The sequence below is a fragment of the Photobacterium sagamiensis genome, from assembly GCF_050337085.1.
Taxonomy (GTDB): domain Bacteria; phylum Pseudomonadota; class Gammaproteobacteria; order Enterobacterales; family Vibrionaceae; genus Photobacterium; species Photobacterium sagamiensis.
The window spans coordinates 1-23,134 of sequence record NZ_JAKJSP010000014.1; the positions used below are offsets into that span (position 1 = coordinate 1).

The 23,134-nt window shown below is 44.2% G+C and carries 18 protein-coding genes and 2 pseudogenes; 14 read left to right on the top strand and 6 right to left on the bottom strand.

Annotated elements, in window-relative coordinates; translation table 11 throughout:
- The coding region (locus L4D76_RS04725) for an ABC transporter transmembrane domain-containing protein (protein WP_428439788.1) at window positions 1-1,144 on the bottom strand (1,144 nt) is incomplete at its 3' end.
- Window positions 1,137-1,358 (bottom strand): hypothetical protein, encoded by a 222-nt coding sequence (locus tag L4D76_RS04730; protein WP_428439789.1) that lies wholly within the window; start codon window positions 1,356-1,358, stop codon window positions 1,137-1,139. The genes L4D76_RS04725 and L4D76_RS04730, both read right to left, overlap by 8 nt.
- A 105-nt stretch (window positions 1,359-1,463) precedes the next feature.
- On the opposite strand from L4D76_RS04730, the pseudogene L4D76_RS04735 reads away from it, so the two are divergent.
- From L4D76_RS04735 to L4D76_RS04770, 8 genes and pseudogenes are all read left to right on the top strand, one after another.
- Window positions 1,464-1,550, top strand: a pseudogene (locus tag L4D76_RS04735) (IS6 family transposase); the annotation flags it as partial.
- 325 nt (window positions 1,551-1,875) lie between these two features.
- The gene (locus L4D76_RS04740) at window positions 1,876-3,402 is read left to right on the top strand and encodes a methyl-accepting chemotaxis protein (protein ID WP_428439790.1); all 1,527 of its coding nucleotides are present in this window, start codon (window positions 1,876-1,878) and stop codon (window positions 3,400-3,402) included.
- A gap of 63 nt (window positions 3,403-3,465) precedes the next feature.
- Window positions 3,466-4,236 carry a substrate-binding periplasmic protein gene (locus L4D76_RS04745; RefSeq protein ID WP_428439791.1) on the top strand — a complete coding sequence of 257 codons (771 nt, stop codon included), beginning with the start codon at window positions 3,466-3,468 and terminating at the stop codon, window positions 4,234-4,236.
- Window positions 4,237-4,468: 232 nt separating this feature from the next.
- Complete coding sequence (locus L4D76_RS04750) at window positions 4,469-5,575, top strand: polyamine ABC transporter substrate-binding protein (RefSeq protein WP_428439792.1); 1,107 nt, start codon at window positions 4,469-4,471, stop codon at window positions 5,573-5,575.
- A gap of 258 nt (window positions 5,576-5,833) precedes the next feature.
- Window positions 5,834-6,940, top strand: coding sequence for an ABC transporter substrate-binding protein (locus L4D76_RS04755; RefSeq protein ID WP_428439793.1), 1,107 nt, complete (start codon window positions 5,834-5,836; stop codon window positions 6,938-6,940).
- Between the two features lie 260 nt (window positions 6,941-7,200).
- Window positions 7,201-8,307, top strand: a complete 1,107-nt coding sequence (locus tag L4D76_RS04760; protein ID WP_428439794.1) for a polyamine ABC transporter substrate-binding protein — start codon at window positions 7,201-7,203, stop codon at window positions 8,305-8,307.
- Window positions 8,308-8,340: 33 nt separating this feature from the next.
- Complete coding sequence (locus tag L4D76_RS04765; protein WP_428439795.1) at window positions 8,341-10,848, top strand: bifunctional diguanylate cyclase/phosphodiesterase; 2,508 nt, start codon at window positions 8,341-8,343, stop codon at window positions 10,846-10,848.
- Between the two features lie 284 nt (window positions 10,849-11,132).
- Complete coding sequence (locus L4D76_RS04770) at window positions 11,133-11,297, top strand: AbrB/MazE/SpoVT family DNA-binding domain-containing protein (RefSeq protein WP_428439796.1); 165 nt, start codon at window positions 11,133-11,135, stop codon at window positions 11,295-11,297.
- A 62-nt stretch (window positions 11,298-11,359) separates the two neighbouring features.
- Here L4D76_RS04770 and L4D76_RS04775 read toward each other — a convergent pair whose 3' ends face one another.
- From L4D76_RS04775 to L4D76_RS04785, 3 genes and pseudogenes are all read right to left on the bottom strand, one after another.
- Window positions 11,360-11,932, bottom strand: a complete 573-nt coding sequence (locus L4D76_RS04775; protein ID WP_428439797.1) for a DUF2913 family protein — start codon at window positions 11,930-11,932, stop codon at window positions 11,360-11,362.
- A 369-nt stretch (window positions 11,933-12,301) separates the two neighbouring features.
- Window positions 12,302-12,556, bottom strand: a pseudogene (locus tag L4D76_RS04780) (L-serine ammonia-lyase, iron-sulfur-dependent, subunit alpha); the annotation flags it as partial.
- 352 nt (window positions 12,557-12,908) lie between these two features.
- Window positions 12,909-14,123, bottom strand: a complete 1,215-nt coding sequence (locus L4D76_RS04785) for a multidrug effflux MFS transporter (RefSeq protein WP_428439798.1) — start codon at window positions 14,121-14,123, stop codon at window positions 12,909-12,911.
- Between the two features lie 92 nt (window positions 14,124-14,215).
- On the opposite strand from L4D76_RS04785, the gene L4D76_RS04790 reads away from it, so the two are divergent.
- Together L4D76_RS04790 and L4D76_RS04795 are read left to right on the top strand one after the other, a co-directional pair.
- Window positions 14,216-14,707, top strand: coding sequence for a MarR family winged helix-turn-helix transcriptional regulator (locus L4D76_RS04790; RefSeq protein ID WP_428439799.1), 492 nt, complete (start codon window positions 14,216-14,218; stop codon window positions 14,705-14,707).
- 414 nt (window positions 14,708-15,121) lie between these two features.
- Window positions 15,122-17,335, top strand: coding sequence for a thioredoxin domain-containing protein (locus tag L4D76_RS04795; RefSeq protein ID WP_428439800.1), 2,214 nt, complete (start codon window positions 15,122-15,124; stop codon window positions 17,333-17,335).
- A 127-nt stretch (window positions 17,336-17,462) separates the two neighbouring features.
- Here the strand turns inward: L4D76_RS04795 and L4D76_RS04800 are convergent, their stop codons facing one another.
- A complete protein-coding gene (locus tag L4D76_RS04800; RefSeq protein ID WP_428439801.1) occupies window positions 17,463-18,767 on the bottom strand; it encodes an FMN-binding protein in 1,305 nt (434 codons plus the stop codon).
- 117 nt (window positions 18,768-18,884) lie between these two features.
- Here L4D76_RS04800 and L4D76_RS04805 point away from each other — a divergent pair, with 117 nt between their 5' ends.
- The 4 genes from L4D76_RS04805 to L4D76_RS04820 all read left to right on the top strand — a co-directional run bounded on the left by L4D76_RS04805 (window position 18,885) and on the right by L4D76_RS04820 (window position 23,058).
- Complete coding sequence (locus L4D76_RS04805; protein ID WP_428439802.1) at window positions 18,885-19,790, top strand: LysR family transcriptional regulator; 906 nt, start codon at window positions 18,885-18,887, stop codon at window positions 19,788-19,790.
- Between the two features lie 125 nt (window positions 19,791-19,915).
- Window positions 19,916-21,340: a reductive dehalogenase gene (locus tag L4D76_RS04810; RefSeq protein ID WP_428439803.1), complete on the top strand. Its 1,425-nt coding sequence runs from the start codon at window positions 19,916-19,918 to the stop codon at window positions 21,338-21,340.
- A gap of 1 nt (window position 21,341) precedes the next feature.
- Window positions 21,342-21,626, top strand: a complete 285-nt coding sequence (locus L4D76_RS04815; protein WP_428439804.1) for a tetrachloroethene dehalogenase — start codon at window positions 21,342-21,344, stop codon at window positions 21,624-21,626.
- A gap of 328 nt (window positions 21,627-21,954) precedes the next feature.
- Window positions 21,955-23,058, top strand: coding sequence for a phosphoribosylaminoimidazolesuccinocarboxamide synthase (locus L4D76_RS04820; RefSeq protein WP_428439805.1), 1,104 nt, complete (start codon window positions 21,955-21,957; stop codon window positions 23,056-23,058).
- Window positions 23,059-23,134 lie beyond the last annotated feature (76 nt).

The window sequence follows — 23,134 nt, forward strand, 5'->3', positions numbered from 1 at the left end:
CACCAACTTTTTTACCCGCTTCGATAGTGAAACTAAGATTATTCAGGATCAGTTTGTTCTCCGATGGCTGATCACCGCCACTTTGCCCTATTTCCGGGTAACGATAACTCAAATTTTTGACCGTTAAAGTGACATGCTTCAACGCCTTTTTTTGAGCATCAGTCATTATGGCTAAGTCGGCTTTCGGTATTTCGTTGTTTAAAATATTCTGCACACTGTCAATGCTAACCATACCCATTTGAAATACCGTCGCAATACGCCCCATATGCATAAAAGGCAATGCCAACAATACCGAGTAGGAAAGAAATGCGGTTAGTTCACCAATCGTCAGCTGGTGCTGCAATAAATAGTAACCACCGAGTCCGAGAATTAACACTTTCATCAATTGGTTGGCGTAGTCCAATATAGGCATCACAAAGGTCTGGATTCGGGTTATCTTCATGGTGCAGTCATAAAGCCGTCGATTCACCTTGTCTATTTCTTTACTGACCCAGGGGCCCATTTGTTGATTCTTAATCAGATCGATACCAGACAAATAATTCATCAGTTGTTCAGACAAATCCTGCAATCGATTCAAGCGTTCCGTGTGTAAAGCCCGCAACTTTCTAAACCCTATCCGGAAAAATACGAATGCAATGACAATGGGAATGACAGAATACAGTGTTAGCTCGGGGGAAATCCTCCACATCCATATCGGAGTTAACGACAACGCAAACAGGATGTTAAACAGTTGCAGAAAACCAATGCCATAAAAAAGGCGAATGCCAGTTAAATCATTGTTAATAATCGATATTAACTTTCCAGATGGATATCGATTATGAAAAGAGGCAGGCAAACGATTAAGTCGGTAAAGCAGGTCGTTTTTGAGGGCAGCTTCGGTAATTCGGCCTGGGTTTAATGCATACATTCGTGACAGCACTCTAACCAACACCATCACTATCGCAAAGATAATCACAACCTCGACATTGTTAACTAACTCAGTTTGTGCGGCGGCAGATGACTGGTTTAATAAATCGATCGCCAACTGGATATGGCGGGGAATTTCAACCTGCAGCCAGTTCACAACAAAAATGCAAAGGATCGCAAATAAATAAGAATATTTATTCAGTAATAAATAATGAAGTATAAAACCAGATTTAGTCACTAGTTGTTGCCTTATCATCACAAGTTAACTGGTAATGACTGACACAGGCATCAATGATTAGTTGCCGGGCATCGCCCCGTTGCTCCAGCCGTTCCAATAGCCAGCTAGGCAGTCTGATGGGTTGCGTTTTAATTCCTGGCTTGCGCCCGCATCCGGGCCGTTTGCCACCGTGATCACAACAAGATCTCTTAGTTTCAGCTGATTTACTGTTCAAAATAGCCCCTATGTCCGGATAGTCGTCTAATTAGGTAAATCTTGAATTCAACTTGATAAGTGTACGCCTATCAAGTCAAGTAGCAATGTTTCAGTTCGACAATTGCACGCCTCATACGCCAATGCGATTGACCGCTTGGAGAAGGAGGGACGACTGCGAACGGATGTCGAGCAGCGGCAAGTGAAGTATCTCAGGGAAAAATACTTCCATTTAAATTCGAGGTTGGTCATTGAGCCGCTGTATTAAATGGGGAAGAGTGAAATTCCGAGCCCAGACTAAATATTTTGCAACATATAGCCCTACGAGCGGCATGGGTCAAGTTGATAGAGTTCTCAATTATTGGATTACATTGGTATTTCTACACCGATAACAATTGCATAGCCGAACAAATATGTCACTATGCAATCATACGTTATGCAAATGAGCTAATACTCAATTAAGCCACCATGAGATAATACCTCTACACAATGCGACATACTCATGTGGCGAATCGACCTAGGATAAGGATTGATTAACAATGGATGTTAAAAGTATCAGTGCTAGGCTTATCATTCCCTTTGTCATCATCGTTACCATCTTTTTAGCAAGTTTTGGCTGGCTGAATTACACCCAGACCCAATCGCAGTTAGAGCAACAACTACAAGTACAAGTGAATAACAGCTTACAGCGGATGCAGCTGAGCCTGCCCGGCCCTATCTGGAACTACGAGCTCGACTTTCTAGCCCAAAATGTTGCCTCGGAAATGAAATCAAACTTTATGGCAGCTATTGTCGTCAAAAATGACAGTGAGACCATGATGATCCGCGCAAAGGACAGCAATGGAAACCTTGTTGAAGTCGACCAGCCTCCATCCAATAGCACTTTCCAACTTTCCTCTGAACTGTATTATGACGATGGCGACAACAACAACCAAGTCGGTAACGTTACCGTTTACATAGATGATATCGCCATTCGCACCCTGCTTTCCCAGGCGCTGTGGGAACTGGCTATCCAGATCCTTGCCCTGGACCTGGCGATTGTAGCCCTGATGTACTTCATCCTTTCACGCACGGTACTTCGCCCCCTGAAAGATATTACCCGCGCGGTTCGCGATATCGCTGAGGGTGAAGGCGATCTGACCCAACGCCTGGATACGCATGGTAGCGATGAGATCAGCCAGTTGGCACAAGGTATCAACCAGTTCATTACCAAACTCCAAACCATTATCCGTAAAGTCTCCACGACCGCCGAACAACTACTTGATAGTGCTGATGTAATGAAATCCATCAGTGATACAACCCATGCAGATCTACACACTCAACAAGATCAAATTACCCAGCTGGCGAGTGCAGCAACCCAGATGAGCAGCACCAATGAAGAGGTGGCTCAGAATGCAGCTGCTGCCTCGGACTCTGCCTCCGAGTCAACAATACTGGCGAAAAACGGTAGCCAATTGGTCAAAGACGCAGTCAAGGTGATCGAAGCCTTAGCAAATCAGGTAGAAAAAATTACCAATGTTATTCGATGCCTGGAAGCCGAGAATAAACAAATCGACACCATGACCGACGAGATCAAAAAAATTGCAGATCAAACCAACCTGCTGGCGCTTAATGCCGCTATCGAAGCGGCGAGGGCTGGAGAACAAGGGCGCGGCTTCGCCGTCGTCGCCGATGAAGTTCGCGTCTTAGCACAACGTACCCAGGAGTCCACAAAAGGGATCTACCAGATCACTGAAGCTCTGCAGAGCACCACCAAGGACGCCGTCAATGTCATGCAACTGACCCAATCCCAGGCAAAACAAGGGGTCTCAGAGGTCAACAAGACCGACATCGCTATTGAAAGCATCACTCAAGCCATCGCCAATATTTCTGATATGAATGCCCAGATTGCCCAGGCATCCGATGAGCAAAGCTGCGTGGTCAGTGACGTCAGCAAAAATATTACCAATACCCTGCAGATCGTGCAGGAAAGTGTTGCACGCGCGGATCAAACTTCGCAAACCAGCATACAATCAGCGCAACTGGCAGCGGAGCTACGCCAGTTGATGACCCTCTTCAAGGTATAACGATCACAGGTTAACCACTCTCTGGTTTGCCGCTAATTTTTACTTCACAACTCGGAGTTCCTTATGACTAAATCAGGTCGAAAATTACATCGCAGTGTTATTGCGTTTTTTAGTATGGCCTTTGTACTATTTTTTCAACTCAACCTGGCACAGGCCGCTACACTGCCCACTGAAATCAAGCTAGCCAGTGAGGCCTGGGAGGATTCCACCAACGAGGACGGCACCGGCCTTTATTGGGATATTATGCGGCTGATCTATGAGCCATTAGGCATCAAGGTCGAATACAGCACCACGTCTTACGCCCGTAGTGTAGCCTTGGTTAAACAGAAAAAGGTCGATGCCTGGCTGGGTTCCTATATCGAAGAAGAAGAAAATATCATCTATCCTAAATGGCATTTCGATGCCGATGTCGTTGCCGCCCTTTACAAGAAAGACCCAGACTTCCAGTGGCAGGGAGAAGAGAGTCTGGCGGGCAAAAACGTTGGCTGGATCAAAGGCTATGACTATAACGAATACATCAAAACCCAATTCCATAACAAAGAATTCAAAACTCGGAAGCAAGCAGTAGAGCTGCTGAAAAAGGGCCGCCTTGATTTTTTCCTGGAGGCTCAGGTCGAATTGGAAATCGAGCTTGAAAAAGACTATCTCAACTCGGAAGAGTTTGACTATAACACCCTGATGAATTTGAATCTCTACCCGGCCTTCGCCAATAATGAGCGGGGAAGACAGCTACAACAAGTCTTCGACGAACGCTTTGCCAAGTTGCTCAAATCCGGAGAGATCAAAGCGCTATTTGATAAATGGGAATGGTCCACATTCCCCTTCACTATTTGAGAGTTATCTCGGGTTATACGTTCTTTTATGACGTTTTTTGTAAGCGGAAAGTTATAGGGGGCTCAGCCCCCATAGCACCAACAAACAAGCTCGCCATGACCAGGTAAGATTTTGATATCAATCACAATTCTTCAAAAATCTACAAATAAATTTTGATTACTTTCACTATGTTTACCAAAGTTAACTATAAGAGACATGTTCAAAAAAATAATTGATATAAAGGAATTCATGGATGAATAAAATCCTTCTAGGGTTAATCCCAAGGGTAATGAGAGGCTCGATACTTACCGCTACTTTGGCAACTGCACTATTGAGTCCGGTGTATTCTATCGCCGCTGGGTCAACTAAAACACCATCTGAGATTACCTTTCTGACATGGTATAAATATATAAGTGACGATGTTGTGGCTGAATTTGAAGCCGAGTACAACGCTAAGGTCAATTTCGTTTATTTTGATTCTGACGATACCCGTAATGTGATGCTGACTCGCTCTGGTACTGATGAGTACGATCTGATACTTCTTGATTCGGTCAGCATACCTCTCTACAAAAAACTTAACTGGGTCACGTCTTTTAATCATAAGAGTGCTCCCAATCTTAACCATGTAAAGTTACCTGTATTATCGAATTTGGATAAGAAAGATCATAGCTGCGCACCTTACACCTGGGGTACCACCGGCATTGCTTATCGGAAAGATCTGGTACCTGAGCCCATTACCAGTTGGAAACAGATATTTGATCCCGCCCCTGAGCTGCAGGGTAAAATAGTCATGTCAATCCTGGCTGAGGAAGTGGTAGGCATGGCACTGAAATCCCTGGGTTATTCCATGGGAAGCGACAACAGACAGGAACTTGAAGAAGCCCGTCAACTGCTACTTGCCCAGGCACCAGCTGTTGCCGGTTATTCTGCAGTAACTGCAGACGCTGAAATATCAAAACTGGTATCGGGGGAAGTCAGTGTTGTCCTTACTTATAGCAGCGATGCATTGTCGCTGAAAGAGGCTGAGCCACAAATTGAATATGTACTGCCTGAAGAGGGAGGCGCCATTTGGGCTGATTTTATCTGCCTATCTGCCAAAGCTAACAACCCTGAATTAGCACATCGCTTTATTAATTTTATTAACCAGCCTGAGCAAGCAGCCAATAATGCGTTATTTATGTACACTGCAAGCCCAAACTTGGAAGCAGAAAAACTTTTACCTGCTGATTTCCTGAATGACCCTATTATCTATCCTAATAAAGCGCTAACTGCCCGATCTGAAACGTATAATAAACTGTCACCGCGTACAATAAAAAAACAAAATTCAATCATGAATGAACTGAGAAGTACATTGGAATAAATACGTTTACTATGTATGGATTAATGGTATGCACCGTAAACCCAAAGCACTTTTTTGGGGGAGAGAGAAAATTAATCGGCATGTTGCAAGCCCTTACCGGAAAAGGGGCTTAGTCAGCTTGACCTGACGCGCTATATCACTTTGATATTAGTCATGATTTTTTAAAATTCGACAAATGAATTTTGACTAACTTCACTATGGATACCAAAGTTAATAATAAAGATATATTCAAAAAGTCATTTAGATAGGGATTCATGGATGAATAAAATATTTTTAGCGTTAATCTCAAGGGTAAAGAGAGGCTCGATACTTACCGCCACTTTAGCAAGCGCATTCTTGAGCCCGATTTATTGCATCGCCGCTGATTCTACTCAAACGCCATCTGAGATTACTTTTCTGACGTGGGGAAAATATATAAGTGGCGATGTTGTGGCTAAATTTGAAGCCGAGTACAACGCTAAGATCAATTTCGTTTATTTTGACTCGGACGATGCCCGTGATGAGATGCTGACTCGCTCTGGTACTGATGAGTACGATCTGATACTTCTTGATTCAGTCAGCATACCCTTCTACAAAAAACTTGACTGGATCACATCGTTTAATCATAAGAGTGCTCCCAATCTTAGCCATGTTAAGTTACCTGTCTTATCGAATTCAACTAAGAAAGATCATACCTGCACACCTTATGCCTGGGGTACCACCGGTCTTGCTTATCGGAAAGATCTTGTATCAGAGCCAATTACCAGCTGGAAACAGATATTTGATCCCGCCCCTGGCCTGCAGGGCAAAATACTCATGTCACCCATGGCTAATGAGGTGGTAGGCATGGCACTGAAATCCCTGGGTTATTCCATGGCAAGCGGCAACAGGCAGGAACTTGAAGAAGCCCGTCAACTGTTACTTGCTCAGGCACCAGCTGTTGCCGGTTATTCTACCGGGGCTATAGACTCTGAAATATCAAAACTGGTGTCGGGGGAGATCAGTGTTGCCCTCACTTATAGCAATCATGCATTGGAACTAAAAGAGGCAGAGCCACAAATTGAATATATACTGCCTGAAGAAGGGGGCGCCATATGGGCTGATTTTGTCTGCCTTTCAGCAAAAGCTAACAACCCTGAATTAGCGCACCGCTTTATTAATTTTATCAACCAGCCAGATCTAGCAGCCGATAATGCGTTATTTATTTACGGTGCAACACCAAACACGGAAGCAGAAAAACTGTTACCCGCTGAATTCCTGAATAACCCTGCTATTTACCCTGATAAAGCTTGCGTTGCTCAATCTGAAACCTATGAGGTATTGTCATTCCGTACAATAAAAATACAGAATTCGATCATGAATGAACTGAAAAACAAATCGAAATAAAGGCGCTTATTATGCCTGGGTTACTGATATGCACCTTAAGCCCAAAGCACTTTTTTGTGGGGGCTAAAACATTAAACGGCATGTCGTAATCGCTTACTGGTCAAGTGATTTCGAAATCTTACCTGACCCGCTCTACCGTATTGATATAAATCACAACTTGTTAATATTAGACGAATGAAATTTGATTAATTTTACTGTCGGTACCAAAGTTAATCGTAAAATCATATTCACGAAAATTAATTTCTATAGAGAGATCACGGATGAATAAAATCACTTTAACGTTAACCCCAAGGGTAATGAAAGGCTCTATACTTACCGTCACTTTGGCAACTGCCCTATTGAGTCCGGTTTATTCCGTCGCTGCTGAGTCTACGAAAACGCCATCTGAGCTTACTTTTCTGAATTGGGGTGATTATATAAGTGACGATATTGTGGCTGAATTTGAAGCCGAGTACAACGCTAAGGTCAATTTCGTTTATTATGAATCGGACGATGCCCGTGATGAGATGCTGACTACCTCTGGGGCTGGTGGGTATGATCTGATAATGCTTGATTCAGTCAGCATACCTCTCTACAAGAAACTTAACTGGGTCACGTCTTTTAATGTTACGAGTGCTCCCAATCTTAACCATGTGAAATTACCTACCTTATCGAATTTGGATAAAAGAGATCACACCTGCGCAGCTTACTCCTGGGGCTCCACCGGCATTGCTTATCGGAAAGACCTTGTACCCGAGCCCATTACCAGCTGGAAACAGATATTTGATCCCGCCCCAGAACTACAGGGGAAAATACTCATGTCAACCCTGTCTGAGGAGTCAGTAGGCATGGCACTGAAATCCCTGGGCTATTCCATGGGAAGCGCCAACAGGCAGGAGCTTGAAGAAGCCCGTCAACTACTACTTGCCCAGGCACCATCAATTGCCGGTTATTCAGCTGTGGCTGCGGACTCTGCAACATCAAAACTGGTGACGGGAGAGATCAGTGTTATCCTCACTTATAACAGTGATGCGTTGGTGTTAAAAGAGAAAGAGCCACAAATTGAATATGTACTGCCTGAAGAGGGGGGCGCCATTTGGGCTGATTTTATCTGCCTGTCTGCAAAAGCTAACAACCCTGAATTAGCGCATCGCTTTATTAATTTTATCAACCAGCCTGAGCAAGCAGCCAATAATGCGTTATTTATTTACGGTGCAACCCCAAACACGGAAGCAGAAAAACTGTTACCCGCTGAATTTATGAATAACCCTGTTATTTACCCTGATAAAGTTGCAGTAGCACAATCTGAAACATACAAGGCACTGTCACCCCGTACAATAAAAAAACATAACTCGATCATGAATGAACTGAGAAAGACATTGCAATAAATACGTTTTTCATTTGTTGTATGGATGACTGATATGCACCTTAAGCCAAAAATAGCACTTAGTATTTTTCCAGTTATATTGCTGCAAATTGTTGTGCTGTTAATTCCTTCCTTCATGATCTATCAGGATTATTTTGGCGAGCAAATTAAGGGGCATATCAGAGATTCTATTGTACAAGTACAAAATGCACTGGATTCCCAGCTAACCGCTATAGAGGCTGACAGCTCCATTTTTTCTCAAAGTGTGATACTGAATCGGTATCTTCGAACCGAGGATGAAACCATTCGTTTTAATGTAATGCATCAGGTGTTATTAAAGGAATTCTCTACTTTCATGAATGCTCATCCCGAGTACATAGAGATCAGCCTGATAATGCCAGACGGCTATGAGGAAGTTTCATTGGTGAATAATCACATCACCAACGTTACTGATGAAGAACAAGACACCAGTTACTTCAAAAATATCGCTGAATCGAAATCTAATTTTGAAATTAATACCTTTATGAATCCCGATACCGATGAATGGACATTGGTTTCAGCCAGAAAAATTTTCCAAAAAAATGCCATTGAGCAATCTGGATCGACAAAAAAAGTTATCAAAGGCTATCTGATTGTCAAAACCAATTTTGATTTTTTAAATTATTTATTGACAAACAATAGCTTGGTGGCTACTGGCTTTGTGATAATACACGATACCAAGGGCACCCCGATCTTAATGAATGTGTTTGATGAATTAATATTTGACGACCGACTCAAAGTTGTTAATGAAACCGTATATAGCAACAAAATTAAAATTTCAAATTGGTCCCTTAACGGTGAATCTTATATTGTCGGGCAGAAACAACTGATTAATAGCCTGTTTTTCAGTATCGGATGGCCTGAATCAGAATTAAACCAATTATTCAAAAATGTGAGCTATGCATCCATACAGAACTCTTTGATAGTGATTCTGTTGAGTGTATTAGTATTATTTTGGATATTAAATAAGCTACTTGTTAAACCCATTCTTCAGCTAAGTCTTTCAGCCAAAAATATGGGCCAGGGAGATTCTCTGTGGTCATTCAAATCAAAAGCCGATGATGAACTGACAGATCTGGCCAACACAATAAAGGATATGGGCCAGGGCTTGATCAAGCAAAAACAAAAAGTGCATGAAATAGCCTACCAGGACAGCCTGACCCAATTGCCAAACCGGCGTCAGTTTATTGATGAATTGAATCGCCAATATTGTACAACTCATGCAGAGCCGCCCAATATTGCCTTATTATTTATTGATTTGGACGGGTTCAAACAGGTCAATGACACCTGTGGTCATGAGGCCGGTGATCAGGTGCTGATAGCCGTTGCCGAACGGCTCAAGCACGTACTGAGGGCGGATGATACCATAAGTTATGCTGCTGACGGCTCGGGTTCAATACAACATACAATAGCTCGATTAGGAGGAGATGAGTTCACAATCCTCCTGAAAAAAATATCAGATCGCGATGCTGCTGGACGTGTTGCAGAACGCATACTTCACGCCTTTAGCAAAACGATTAACGTCACTGGTCGGGAATTTTTAATTGGGGTCAGTATCGGCATATCTTTAGCGGATGAGAGCGGAGAAAGTGCGGTCGAACTTTTGAAAAATTCCGATACTGCGATGTATGACGCCAAAATGCAGGGCAAAAATACCTACCGGTTCTTCTCCAGAACCGTCGCCCTGAAATCGCTCAAAGCCTTGGAAATCAAAGAAGATCTCCGAAGGGCAATTAATAACAACGAACTGAAGTTAGCCTATCAGCCACAGATTTGTACGAAAACCAGAAAAATTGTTGGATGCGAGGCGCTGGTACGTTGGAACCATCCGGTTAAGGGGTGGATACGTCCCGATGTGTTTATACCGATTGCGGAAGAGTCTGGCTTGATTATCTCTCTGGGCCGCTGGGTCCTGCTGGAAGCATGCCATCAGATCAGACAGTGGCAACTAATGGGGTATCCAGCGGTTCGCGTATCGGTTAACGTGTCTTGCGTACAACTGGCAAGAGATAATATGCACCAGGTCGTTCTGGATTGCCTGGCGGAAACCGGACTCAGTGCTGACTTATTGGCAGTGGAAGTCACTGAATCCAGTATATTACAAGGTTCAGATTCCATCGTTCAGCTGGAAAAAATTCAATCTGAAGGTATCCGAATCGCTCTGGATGACTTTGGCACCGGCTACTCCTCATTGAGCGCCCTGAGAGGCTTACCGATCAATGAGTTAAAAATTGATAAAAGCTTTATCACTGATTTAACCAATGGCGAAGATGGAAAAGCGATTGTTTCAGCCATTATTGCCATGGCACATCAACTGGATCTTCAAGTCGTCGCTGAAGGGGTTGAAACAAATGAAGAGTTGGATTTCCTGGAACAAACCAGAGCAGATATTATCCAAGGCTATTATTTCAGCAAGCCGTTGATGGGCAATGGCTTGGCTGAATTCCTTTCATCTCATTCAGACAATCAGAGAAAAACCATAAGAAAGCCGAAGCTATTTGCTTTGAAATCAAAGGCATTGTGACATTACGAATGTCGAAACTCGCCGTTTGAACCAAAATCACAATACCAATTAACCTCTTCGTTAACAGAAAATTGCTCTGAATCGAAAATGTCCCAAAGTAAGTTACGACACTTTTTATGTAACTGGCCAATGAGCAGTTTTACGATATTTTTGCTAATGTAAGTTGATATTGAGTTAGAACTGGTAAGTTTGTATGACAAAGCTAAAAAAGGCATAAAATACCGACGGAGAAAAAGTTACTAGAAGGCATAACTCCATACTCTCCTCTCCTACATGAGCAGAGTATGACAGACAAAGAGTGGGATTCATTTTTTGACAGTGATGAAACGGTTTCAGATGAATTTATGGCCGTTCGGTCCGTTAACATTGAAACTGATTCAACGTCCATTTTTGATGAAAATGATAACTGCCAAGAACCATCCGATAGCGTTTTACTATATGAAATTTAGCTTATTTCAACGTGATTTACCTCGCAAGCGAGCGTAAAGTTCACTTGTACTAAGCGATCAAGTTACATCCGAAATAGCTCAACCCGCAGATGGCTTTCGTCTTCGTATGCGACAACCGATTGAAAATAGCCGCTTTGCTCTATAACGGCAGAAAATAAATCTTTGTGATCAGAACTGCCAATGAAAAGTATCTGGGTGGATTTGAGCATCAGTCCGTCATCATCAAAGCTCGATGTTAAATCTTCATCAACCACACATACCAGTACCTTGCCATATCGAGCATTCAGGTCGATCTTGTGGGCCAGCGAGTATTGAACTTTGGTACGAAGCTGAGATTCTATTTCCCTAATGAGTCCGACAAAACGGTACAGGTCAGTTGAGCAGGTCTGCAGTAAGCGCTCTCGGTCCCGAACTAAAATTGATTCCAAGTTGGTACCCGATTGTCGACTGAGCAAAAGCCAATTTTTAGTCGACTTCCTGACAGCCCGATATCGATTGGCTTTGAGTACGCGTTTGAGATACTGAACAAGCAGATTATTCTTCTCAGTTAGGGTAAGGCGTTTGTCGAGTTTTTTAAATTCCAGGTGTAACAAGGCGTGAGTACTAATATCTAATAGCAGTTGGGATTGGCTCATTCGAGTACCGAGTTGGAACAGGTATTAATAATAATATCATACTATTACTGTCGTAAGATAATAGTCACGTTCGCTCTCTTCTTCCTAGATCGAGCATCTTAACGTGTTTCAGACAGATAGTGGTACAGGCAGATAGTGGTACAGGCAGAAATCTCGTGGTTTGGGATACTTTTCCTTATTCGAGGCGTTCAAGTTAGAGCAAAAATTCTAACTTACTTTTGTCCCACATCGAGTTAGTCGTTCCTGCCAACTCGTTCCTGCCAACTCGTTCCTGCCAACTCGTGTTCCTGCCAACTCGTGTTCCTGCCAACTCGAAAGTGCCCCCCATTGTGAGTTAACGTAATTACTCATTCATAAGCTGCTGCAACGCATCAGGAATGCATTAATCGCTTTTACCGCCCCCATGGTATTCCTCTCAATACACGGCACCTGCACCAAGCCATCGATCGGATCACAAGTCAACCCGAGGTTATGCTCCATAGCAATTTCAGCTGCGTTTTCTACCTGCTCTGGTGTCCCGCCCAGCACTTCCGTCAACCCCGCGGCCGCCATAGAGCATGCGACACCAATTTCCCCCTGGCAGCCAACTTCAGCTGCGGAAATTGATGCATTGGCTTTATACAGCGAGATAAATCAGCCATCAGCAATGAATGATGATCAATTGGTTTTTATTTTCACCATCAATAATAGAACGCTGTACTTTTGTGATGTTTATGGCGCTATGAAGGAGGATGCATGTTGGAAAATAAACAACTTCAACCTCAAATCAACCAACTTAATTAAAGAACCTTAGCTGATGTCATCACAATTGGTAGCTGTGATATCTAGTTCTAAACACAATATCAAGTTGGATACTCACCAAAATTCTAAGTGCGATCAATCAACAAGCAATGCTGAGAGAGCTGATAAGGTTGCTTTCAAGTTATTAAAACGGACTGCTTACACTACGTGTTTTATAATACTGCGAGAGTTACCATTAATCAGGCTGATACTCAGACGTAGACAAAACCGCACCGGAGTTGTTACTCGGTTCAGATCGTGAGCCAGCAAAGGCCCCGGTCAAGGCAATCAGGGTCGATACCAGCATTGCTAAGATCATTGGCCAAAGTGTTTCATTACTTAACATTGCTGCCAGCGCACTGACGGCCGCACCGATTCCGTACTGTACAGCGCCAAGCAGCGCTGATGCGACACCGGCATTTTTATCAAAATAACGCATAAAACAGGCGCTGGAGTTTGCCATGATGCCGCCATTGGCCGCAATTGAAATCACAAAACCGGCAACTATAAACCAGAGGTTCCCGGGTGCAATGATCATTGAGCTCACTAACACCACTCCCCCTATTAGCTGCATGCCAAGAAAAACTTTCAACAAGCTTGATGGTTCATAGGTGTGCAACAGAAAGCTATTGGTACGGTTAATAATCACAATACCGATAACATTGGCGATAAATAATCCGGAAAAGAGTTCTGCGGTTACCCCAAAATGTTCGATATAGGCAAATGGCGCATTGGTAATAAAGGTCATCAGCACAGCATAACCGAAGGCCTGTGCAAGCAGGTACCCGAGTGCGCGACGCTCTTTTAATACCGAGATATAGCCACCTGGTACTTTATTTTTTTGGACTTTCTTTGTTTTGGGCATAACAAGTATCGCGCTAAGTGCGACAACCACAGCAATCAGACTGAGTATTATAAAGATCCAGTGCCAGCTCAACGTCTGCATTACCACAGTTCCGAACGTCGGGGCTATGGATGGAGCAAGCATCATTATTAACGCGATCAGTGAAAATAACCGGGCGGCTTCTTTTCCTACCGCATTATCACGGATGGTTGCTGGTACACCCACCACCGCAATGCCACCGCCGATAGATTGCACCACACGCCATGTCCATAACGTTTCTAATGACTGAACACCGGCAAGCAGCAAACTCCCAAACGCAAAAATCAGCAGGCCACCAACCATCACTGGCTTACGACCAAACCGATCCGATAATGGCCCACCGATCAGCTGGCCAATAGCCAGGCCCAGTATATAGATGCTGACGGTCACCGCCACCAGCGACGTCTCTATGTTTAAGTCACCAGCCATCACCGGAATAGCAGGTAAGTAGCTATCGATCGCAAAGGGGCTCATGGCAAAAACGGCAGCGAGCAATAGCAGCAATGACGTTGGTATTTGTTTATTCATAGGTGCCTCTTATTTATCTTTCTGGAAAGATAGTAGCTGGCATTTATCTTCCCAGCAAGATATATTTGATTTATCAATTGGGAGAGATGTCGATGTCGAAACAAGAAAGTGTTGCTAACATATTGAAAAAAATCGAAGAACACTGGCCTGAGTCTTTTGAAAATTATTCTCCGGCGATCCTTCGGATGCACCGCATTCACGATTACTTGCAACAGAACTTGGCTCAAGTGATAGAAAAATATGATCTGCAACGAGCTGATTTCAGTGTGCTGGCAACACTACGAAGAGGTGGCGAGCCCTACTGTTTATCTCCCACCGAACTCTATTGCTCTATGCTGTTCAGCTCAGGTGGCTTAACCAAGGTGCTCGGCCGTATCACAAAAGCGGGGTTGGTGGAACGCATTGATAACCCAGAAGATAAGCGCAGTAAATTAGTACAATTGACAGAAAGTGGTAAATCTCTGATTGATAAAATTATTCAGGAGCTCCATAACAGCGAGCAAAAAAAAATGGCCGTCTTATCTGGGCAGGAACAAGACCAACTCAACACGCTGATGGAAAAGTTCCTGAGCGCCTGGGAATAGCTTTACCAAGGGAGTCGAACAAAGTCAGTCGCCCCTGGCATTTTCCAACATTCATTACTACCAATGTGGTACATAATGAATATCTCATTGGTGAGCCAGCAACTGATCCTGATTCACCTGCTGGTGTATGTGGCCTCACTATGCCAGTCATGCTTGAAACAAACCCATTTAGTTTAGGTTAACCGACACTGAACCATGACCAAAGAGGGAGTGTTAAATACTCAAAGACAATGGGTACTGTATTAGACAGCTTTCTGCATTATGCCTAGACTGATCTAGAGTCAGCAGCAACAGCAAAAAGTAATTTTACCCCTGCCAAGCTCAAGAACACGCTCGCGCTACTATCACAAAGAAACGACATGTCAGGTACTCTCGCGACGACTCCTACCCCGTGATAAGAACAGGCACCACCTTATGACAGATCATCACCCCGGCATTCCCAGTGAAGAAGAACTTCAAAAACTGCCCGCAAACGGTGGGGGGTACTGGAATCGCTTGGTATTCCAGCAAAGTCCTTACCTGTTGCAACACGCGGCTAACCCTGTCGACTGGTATCCCTGGGGTGACGAGGCATTCGATAAAGCCAAACGCGAAAACAAACCGATTTTTATCTCTATCGGCTATGCCACCTGCCATTGGTGCCATGTCATGGCGCGGGAGTCATTTGAAGATGAAGAAGTAGCGGCACGGCTTAACCGCGATTTCATTGCTATTAAGGTCGACAGAGAAGAGCGACCAGATATCGATCAGCTCCATATGGCCGCCTGCCAGTCGATGACAGGCAGTGGCGGTTGGCCGCTGAATTGCTTCCTGACACCGGAAGGCCATGTCTTCTATGCCACCACTTATCTTTCCAAGCATAGCCGTTATGGACGACCCGGTATGATGGAGCTGTTGCCCAGCGTTGCTCATGCCTGGCAAAACCAGCATGAAGTACTACTCAACGGCGCCACACAGCTAAACCATCAACTACAGGCTATGGGTGAGCATGCAGCTAAGGACAAGTTAGCCGACAATATCGAACACCTCGCTTTTGAACAGTTGGAAGATAGCTTTGATGCAATTCACGGCGGCTTTGGCAACGCGCCCAAGTTCCCTACCCCGCATCAGTACCTGTTCTTACTGCGCTATTGGCATCGCAATGGCAACAAGCAGGCGCTTGCTATGGCGCAACAATCACTACAAGCCATGCGTCTGGGTGGCCTGTTCGATCAGATCGGTTTCGGCTTTCACCGTTACAGTACTGACAGCCATTGGCTGTTGCCCCACTTTGAAAAAATGCTCTATGACCAGGCCATGCTGCTGATGGCCTACAGCGAAACCTATGCCGCTACAGGTGATGATTTTTTTAAACAAACGGCCAGTGAGATTGTTAAGTTCCTGACGTTGCGGATGCAGCACCCTGATGGCGGTTTCTACAGTGCGGAAGACGCCGACAGTGAAGGCGTAGAGGGCAAGTTCTATGTCTGGCGACATGAGGAGCTGAAAGCAATCTTAGACAGCCGTGAGCTGAGCTGGTTATCCCGCCACTTCAATATCTCAGAAAAAGGTAACTACACCGATGAAGCAAGTGGTCAGTTGACAGGGGCCAATATTCCTCACCTCTCCCGGTTGCCACAACAGCTGGCAGATCAGGCCAAGGTTTCACTCACCAGCTGGCAACGCCAATGGCAAGCTATTCGCCTCAAACTATTTAGCCAACGAGAGAAACGCGTTCATCCACTGCTCGATGACAAGATTTTAACCGACTGGAATGGCTTGACGATCGCAGCGCTGGCACGGAGCTCATTACTGCTGGACGATACTGATTATCTTCAAATGGCTGAAAAGGCCTTTGATTTTGTTCGGCAACACCTGAGTGATGATAACGATCACCTCGTTAAGCGATACCGCAATGGCAAAACCGGCTTGCCTGCCCACCTGGACGACTACGCCAGCATGATCTGGGCGGCCCTGGAGCTTTACCAGGCCAGCCTGAAGATTGATTACCTACAACAGGGGCTCCGCTGGACAGAAATAGCTTTGAATAAGTTTTGGGATAGCCAAAATGGTGGCTTCTACTTCACCGAAGCCAATACAGAGCTCGCCGTTCGCGCCAAAGAAGCCTATGACGGTGCCATCCCCTCCGGCAATGGCGTCATGGCACGCAATATCGCGCACCTCTATCAGCTCACAGGGCAAAGCATCTGGCACACGCACTTTGACAGCTTAGTTGCAACTTTCGCTTCCCAAATCAACCGCTATCCACCGGGTTACACGCTGTTTTTGGTTGCATTGGATTTAATGTATGGTCCCGGTCAGCGCTTAATATTTGCAGGGTCGAAAGTCACTACCGATGCTATTAAGCCACTTAAAGGGCATTATTTACCCAACACGGTTTGGCTCAAATTAAACAACCATGACAGAGCTGTAATAAATCAGCTCGCCAACCGGTACGCCAACTGGCTTGCCCCCTTCTCCCCCGAGTTCACCAATGACAATATTACTCTTTACCCCTGCCTACAGTTTGCCTGTGAGCAGCCTATAACCGGAAGCAACGACGTTCGGGACCGACTAAAAAAGCTCGTCGCAGACACTTGCTTAGAAACCCTACCCGCCTACCACTTTCTTAAAGGGAAAGACGGCTAGGGTTATGACAGCGATCAGATATAACTTTGACTAAGAAACAGCGCAATCACAAAAAAGGTCACTATGTATAAAATGGAGGTAGAAACCAACTTGAATGAAAATGGATTCTGATCTTTTGTCTTTTTCTTCATCGGTTATTCACCATTTTTATCGGAATTTGACTTTTTATGTATTTATTCAATTTATTACGTCGTGCAGTAGCAATAGTTAAGCATCTGCCTACCGGACAAAACAGTCGACACCAAAAATCCTTAACAAAAAGGGAACCAATCAACGCCAGAGGAAAAACATACCATTGCACACCTACCCCTTCTAACGAGAAAAGCATAGAAAAGGGTTCATAAGAACCAATCGTCGGGTTACGACAAATAAAGATTAACACCAGCGAAAGCCACAATAAAAAATTAACAAAATTCACACTATTTTTAAGTATAAACTTTGAAACAGGCCAGTTATTTTCACCTATTTTGTAAGCCAAACGTTGAATGTGATGAAAAGGACAGAGAATAGAGCAATATATGTTTTTTCCAAACTGAACAATGCCAAGTAAAACACCGAACAACAAAATGTATAATGAAAGCTGTACATCTAAGTCTGGCACAAACCCTAAAGCCAATGATGATAAGGCGGATAAAGACAGTGACGCATTAATCCAGTACCCGATGAATACAACCGAAGCCGCCCCCATAAACAGAAGGTAATATTTTCTCTGTTTCGTGGGTATGTATCGTTCAAGCAATGCCAGTAACACAAGTATCGCCAACACGATATCTTCAATTTGTAGTCGCAGTTTTTTTTCAGGCCAGCTCTGTGCGAAACCGTGCTGAACCGCCACATTATGTGCCGCAACCCGCACCGCGTCGGTTATTCCTTCAGATGTTAGCGTTGCCCCCGAGACGCCATCAATATCATGCCCGACCATCAATCTGTCTGAGATTTTCTTACCCTCAAACTGTCGGTAGAATCCCTGATTGTTGACCTTTCCAACATAGCCTGGCGTATCAACGTGTGACAACAGCTCAATATTGGTTATTTGACCTGATTTATTAAGAGAAAAACCAACCACTAAAGGCCCGCCATAACCTTTGCCTTCAGCAACATAGACGGTTTTATATTTATCGCCTGCCAACACAGAATACGAAAAGTCTTCACCTTGCTTTACTGTTACCTCAGCTGATGAGTAATACTGTTTAAGCAGTTGTAACACACTGGTTTCTTGCGTCGCTCCAAACCACCATGCAGCAATCAGGGATAACATGGCTAACACATGCAAATAATTTGGACGTTTCCGTTTTTTTCTAGTACTCATTGCGCTGTCTTTTCCTGCCGCCAAATAACCAAAAGCTATTCTGGCACTTCCACGAGATGTTTCTAGCAGCAGAGCTGAATAGGTACATAACAGTATTGATATCAATGGAATATTACTAATCACAGAAACGAACATTAATCTTTTTCTTTACTCAGGGTTTATAGCAATCGACGGTTCTTCCTTTTATTATTAATAATTTATTATTATATTTAATAGTTACACATGTTGAAGAGTAAAACGATGAAATTGGAAGATATAGAGCTATTCGTCCATGTAGCTGATCACATGAGTTTTACCGATGCCGCGAACGACTTAGATCTGCCGCAACCCAGTGTTAGCCGTAAAATCAAGCAGCTTGAAGACGGCCTGAAAGTCCGGCTATTTGAGAGAACAAGCCGAAAAATCTGCCTCACCGAACAGGGCGTGCAGTTTTACAAACATTGTAAGGTGATTTTGGATGAGTTATCTACCGCCAAAGAAACCCTGGCCGACTACCAGAATGAGCCAAGCGGAACGCTGACTCTTTGTATTTCTCCCTTATTCGCCGAATTGCTTTCCAGGAAATTTTTTAGCCAGTTTATGAAAGCTTTCCCTGAAATAAAGATTGTATACAAGGCATTCAGACCAGAAGATCTGGAAAAAGAATTTGAGTATGACCTCATGTTTTACATCCATCCGCCTAAAGATCAAAGCATGATCGCCCGGCGGGTATTAAACTGCCCAAGACGTTTTTATGCATCCCCGGCTTATCTGGATAAATGCGGCTACCCTGAGCATCCCTCAGAACTCAGTAACCATAACTGTCTTATATTTGACAGCAAGATACACCCTACCGATAAATTCTTTTATTTAGAAAATGGTCATTTAGAATTTGTTCAAGTCGATGGTACGTTTATCAGCGATTCAATGAACTTAACCATGGATCTCGCGGTACAAGGTCATGGGGTTTGCTGGGTCCCACAGCAATTAGCAGATAACGAAGTGAGAAAAGGCAACCTGGTCTGCCTGTTCGGAGGAAAATACGCCATCGAGCAGTCTTATTACGTTATTTATAGCTCTCGCCGCTATATGGCAAAAAAAGTAAAAGTATTTTTAGACATGTTTACCCAATATATGGAACAAACCCACAACATATTTGATTGCTAAATAATACTAACCAAAATCATTACCTTGGTTGTTCGATTTAGTATAAGCCTATACAGTTTTTGGTATACATTGAATTTTATACGCTGGTTAATATAGATCTACTCTGTATTTCTAGCGGTAATAAAATGGATAACAAAGACGTTAAACAACCAAAAGAAGAAAATGACTCAGTTGAAAATATCAGCCGACGAAAGTTCTTCCGGATTAGTGCTATCACAGCTGGAGTAGCAGCTGCTGGTGGCGCTGCCGGAATGATAAACTACCGTGTTCAAGGCGTGCCTTATGATGACTTCCCGGTAGAGATACTGGACGATGTGCTCAAGCCGATGGATCAGCGCGATTTGATCTTCAGCTACGCAATCTCACCTAAATTGCAGAAGCAGTATCCGGAACGGGATCAGGCTTTTGCTGCTGCCATCAATGAACCGGGATTTAAGTTTAAACATGTCGCCAGAAAATTAGTGGTAAACATGAAGCCGGATCCGTCTGTATGGGATAACAGCAAAATGGGTTATCGCCAGATCGACTGGGCACTGGCCCATGCCAGTAAATCATCACTGGAAAAATATCTTGGTCCCAAAAGTAAATTCGGTGTACCCAATACCGGTGAACACACCTGGGAACAATTGAATTTGGCTCCGGTTAAGTGGGAATTTAATTCACCTTCGGAAGCCTCACAACACATCAAGCGCGCCTGCCACCTTTACGGTGCCGCACGGGTGGGTATTACCCATAATGATCCGCGTTGGAACTTCTCGCCAATCTACGACACCATTGCAGAAAAGACCTACTCTTGGGAAGACGATTTCCCATTCAAACCCAAGACGGTCATCGTGTTAGCCTTCGAAGAAGATTACGAGGCCATTCGTACCGCTCCAGCCCCATTAGCAAGTGGCTCTGTCAGTAACGAATATACCAGAATGTCGCTGGTCGGCGGCCAGGTTGCAGACTTCATTCGCCGCTTAGGCTATCAAGCAGTTGCTTCAGGCAACGATCTCGGCAATAACGTGGCCTATGGCATTGCATCAGGCATCGGGGAAGGTGCCCGTAACGGAACCCTCATCGTCCCTAAGCTTGGCAACCGAATCCGCTTGGCCAAAATCTATACCGATCTGGATTTTGTTGAGTACGACAAACCGCGCGATTTCGGCATTATGGAGTTCTGCGAAAACTGTAAGCGTTGTGCTGAGCAGTGCCCATCCAGCGCGATCAGCATGGATGATAAACCTGATTTTTATCCTACCTATGAAGGTGCCGATAACCCTGACTATGCATGGCATGGCCAGGTTGGCGTTAAAAAGTTTTATAACGACGCGAAAAAGTGTTTCAAGTTTTGGGGCGACAATGGCATTGGCTGTATTGTCTGTGTCAAAGCCTGCCCATGGAACAAACCTGATTTCTGGCATCACAGGATGATCGACGCATCCAATACCTTTACATCCGGCTTTGTCCACAAGTTGATGAAGGACGCTGATATTTTGTTTGGCTACGGCAATATGGATGTTGATAACGCGGTACAAACGTTCTGGCACTCAGAGCAGGAGTCTTAATATGATTGGTTTAATGTGGTACTTAATGGGAATGCTAACAACAGGCGCAGCATGGTGGTATATGAATCTGAACCGGCAGTATCGTTTAAGCCTGGTGGCTAACCTGTGTCTGGTAGCGGTATTTGGTTTCTTATGGATCTGCATTGGCTGGTCGTGGGCATCTTTTGCCGAAGGTGAACCCCGCTCAGGTGCGATGGGATTAGTCTGTTTTGGATTACCGGGGCTGATTTTAATGAGCGTGACGTGGAGACGTTTTATCACGCCATATCCGATAACACAGAGCTGAAATTAGTCTATCAAGACTGGGGGCTGTTTATCTTTCAACAGCAATTTCTGCTCTGAAGCAAGCACTGAATATGGGAATGTTCAGTGCTTTACATCTCTCCTTTCCCCCCACGATAGCGATGGGTATTACTCATATTTTTACAATTAGTAACAATGCTTTTCCACTCTCATTCAACCAGAAAAGCAAACGTTTGCTTTTTTACTGGCAGCGGTGGCTAGTTCTGGTATCATTTGCCTCAGAATTCAGCTAACCGCCTAATCTGTAGATTGTTAGCCGCTAATTGCATGCTTTTATCATCGTATTGATTTTTGAAAATAGGAATTTCACCATGAGTCTTGCTGATCAAGTCCTTGCTGTAAATGATGATCTGCCGATCCGTACCGACAAACCTGTTCACAGTGGTAAAGTGCGTTCGGTCTACTGGCTGACTGATGCCGACAGCCGCCGCCTGATTGAAGAAAAAGGCTACGATGTTGCACCAGATGCACCGCTGGCCATCATGGTGATCAGTGACCGTATTTCAGCCTTTGACTGCATTTGGCATGGTGTAGGCGGTCTGAAGGGCGTTCCCGGAAAAGGCGCTGCATTAAACGCTATTTCCAATCACTGGTTTAAGTTGTTCCGCGAGAATGGCTTAGCTGACAGCCATATTTTAGACATTCCCCACCCGTTTATCTGGATTGTTCAGAAAGCAAAACCGGTAATGATTGAAGCTATCTGCCGCCAGTACATCACAGGCTCAATGTGGCGTTCGTATGAAAAAGGTGAGCGTGATTTCTGTGGTATCGAAGTACCGGAAGGCTTAAGCAAAGATCAGAAGCTGCCAGAACTATTAATTACACCGTCGACCAAGGGCATTCTAGAAGGCATTCCTGGTGTTCCGGCTGTTGATGACGTGAATATCACCCGCCAGAATATCGAAGACAACTTCACGGCTTTCAATTTCCGTGATCCGGCTGATATCGATCATTATGAAGCCCTGCTTAAAGAAGGTTTCAACGTCATCAGCAATGAGCTGGAAAAACTGGGCCAAATCTTTGTTGATACCAAATTTGAGTTTGGTTACGTGACAGATGCAAGCGGCAAGGAAAAACTGATCTATATGGATGAGGTCGGTACGCCTGATTCATCACGTATCTGGGACGAAGCCGCTTTCCGGGACGGTGTAATTATTGAAAACTCGAAAGAAGATTTCCGTCAGCTGCTGCTAAACCACTTCCCCGATCCTGATATACTTCTGAATAAAGATCGTATGAAAGAGCGTTCAGCACTTGCTCGTGATAATGCACTTCCTCAGGAAGTACTGATGCAGGTATCAAAAATCTACACTGGCATTGCTGAAAAAATCACCGGCAAGAAAATCACATTAAGTGAGAACCCTAAAGCCGAAATCGTTGCGATTCTTCGCAAAGATTATGGTTTAGTTGATTAGGCCTGCTGCTTCACAGACTAAAAAACCTGCTCATCGAGCAGGTTTTTTTGCATTATACCAATCACTAATAAGCAGA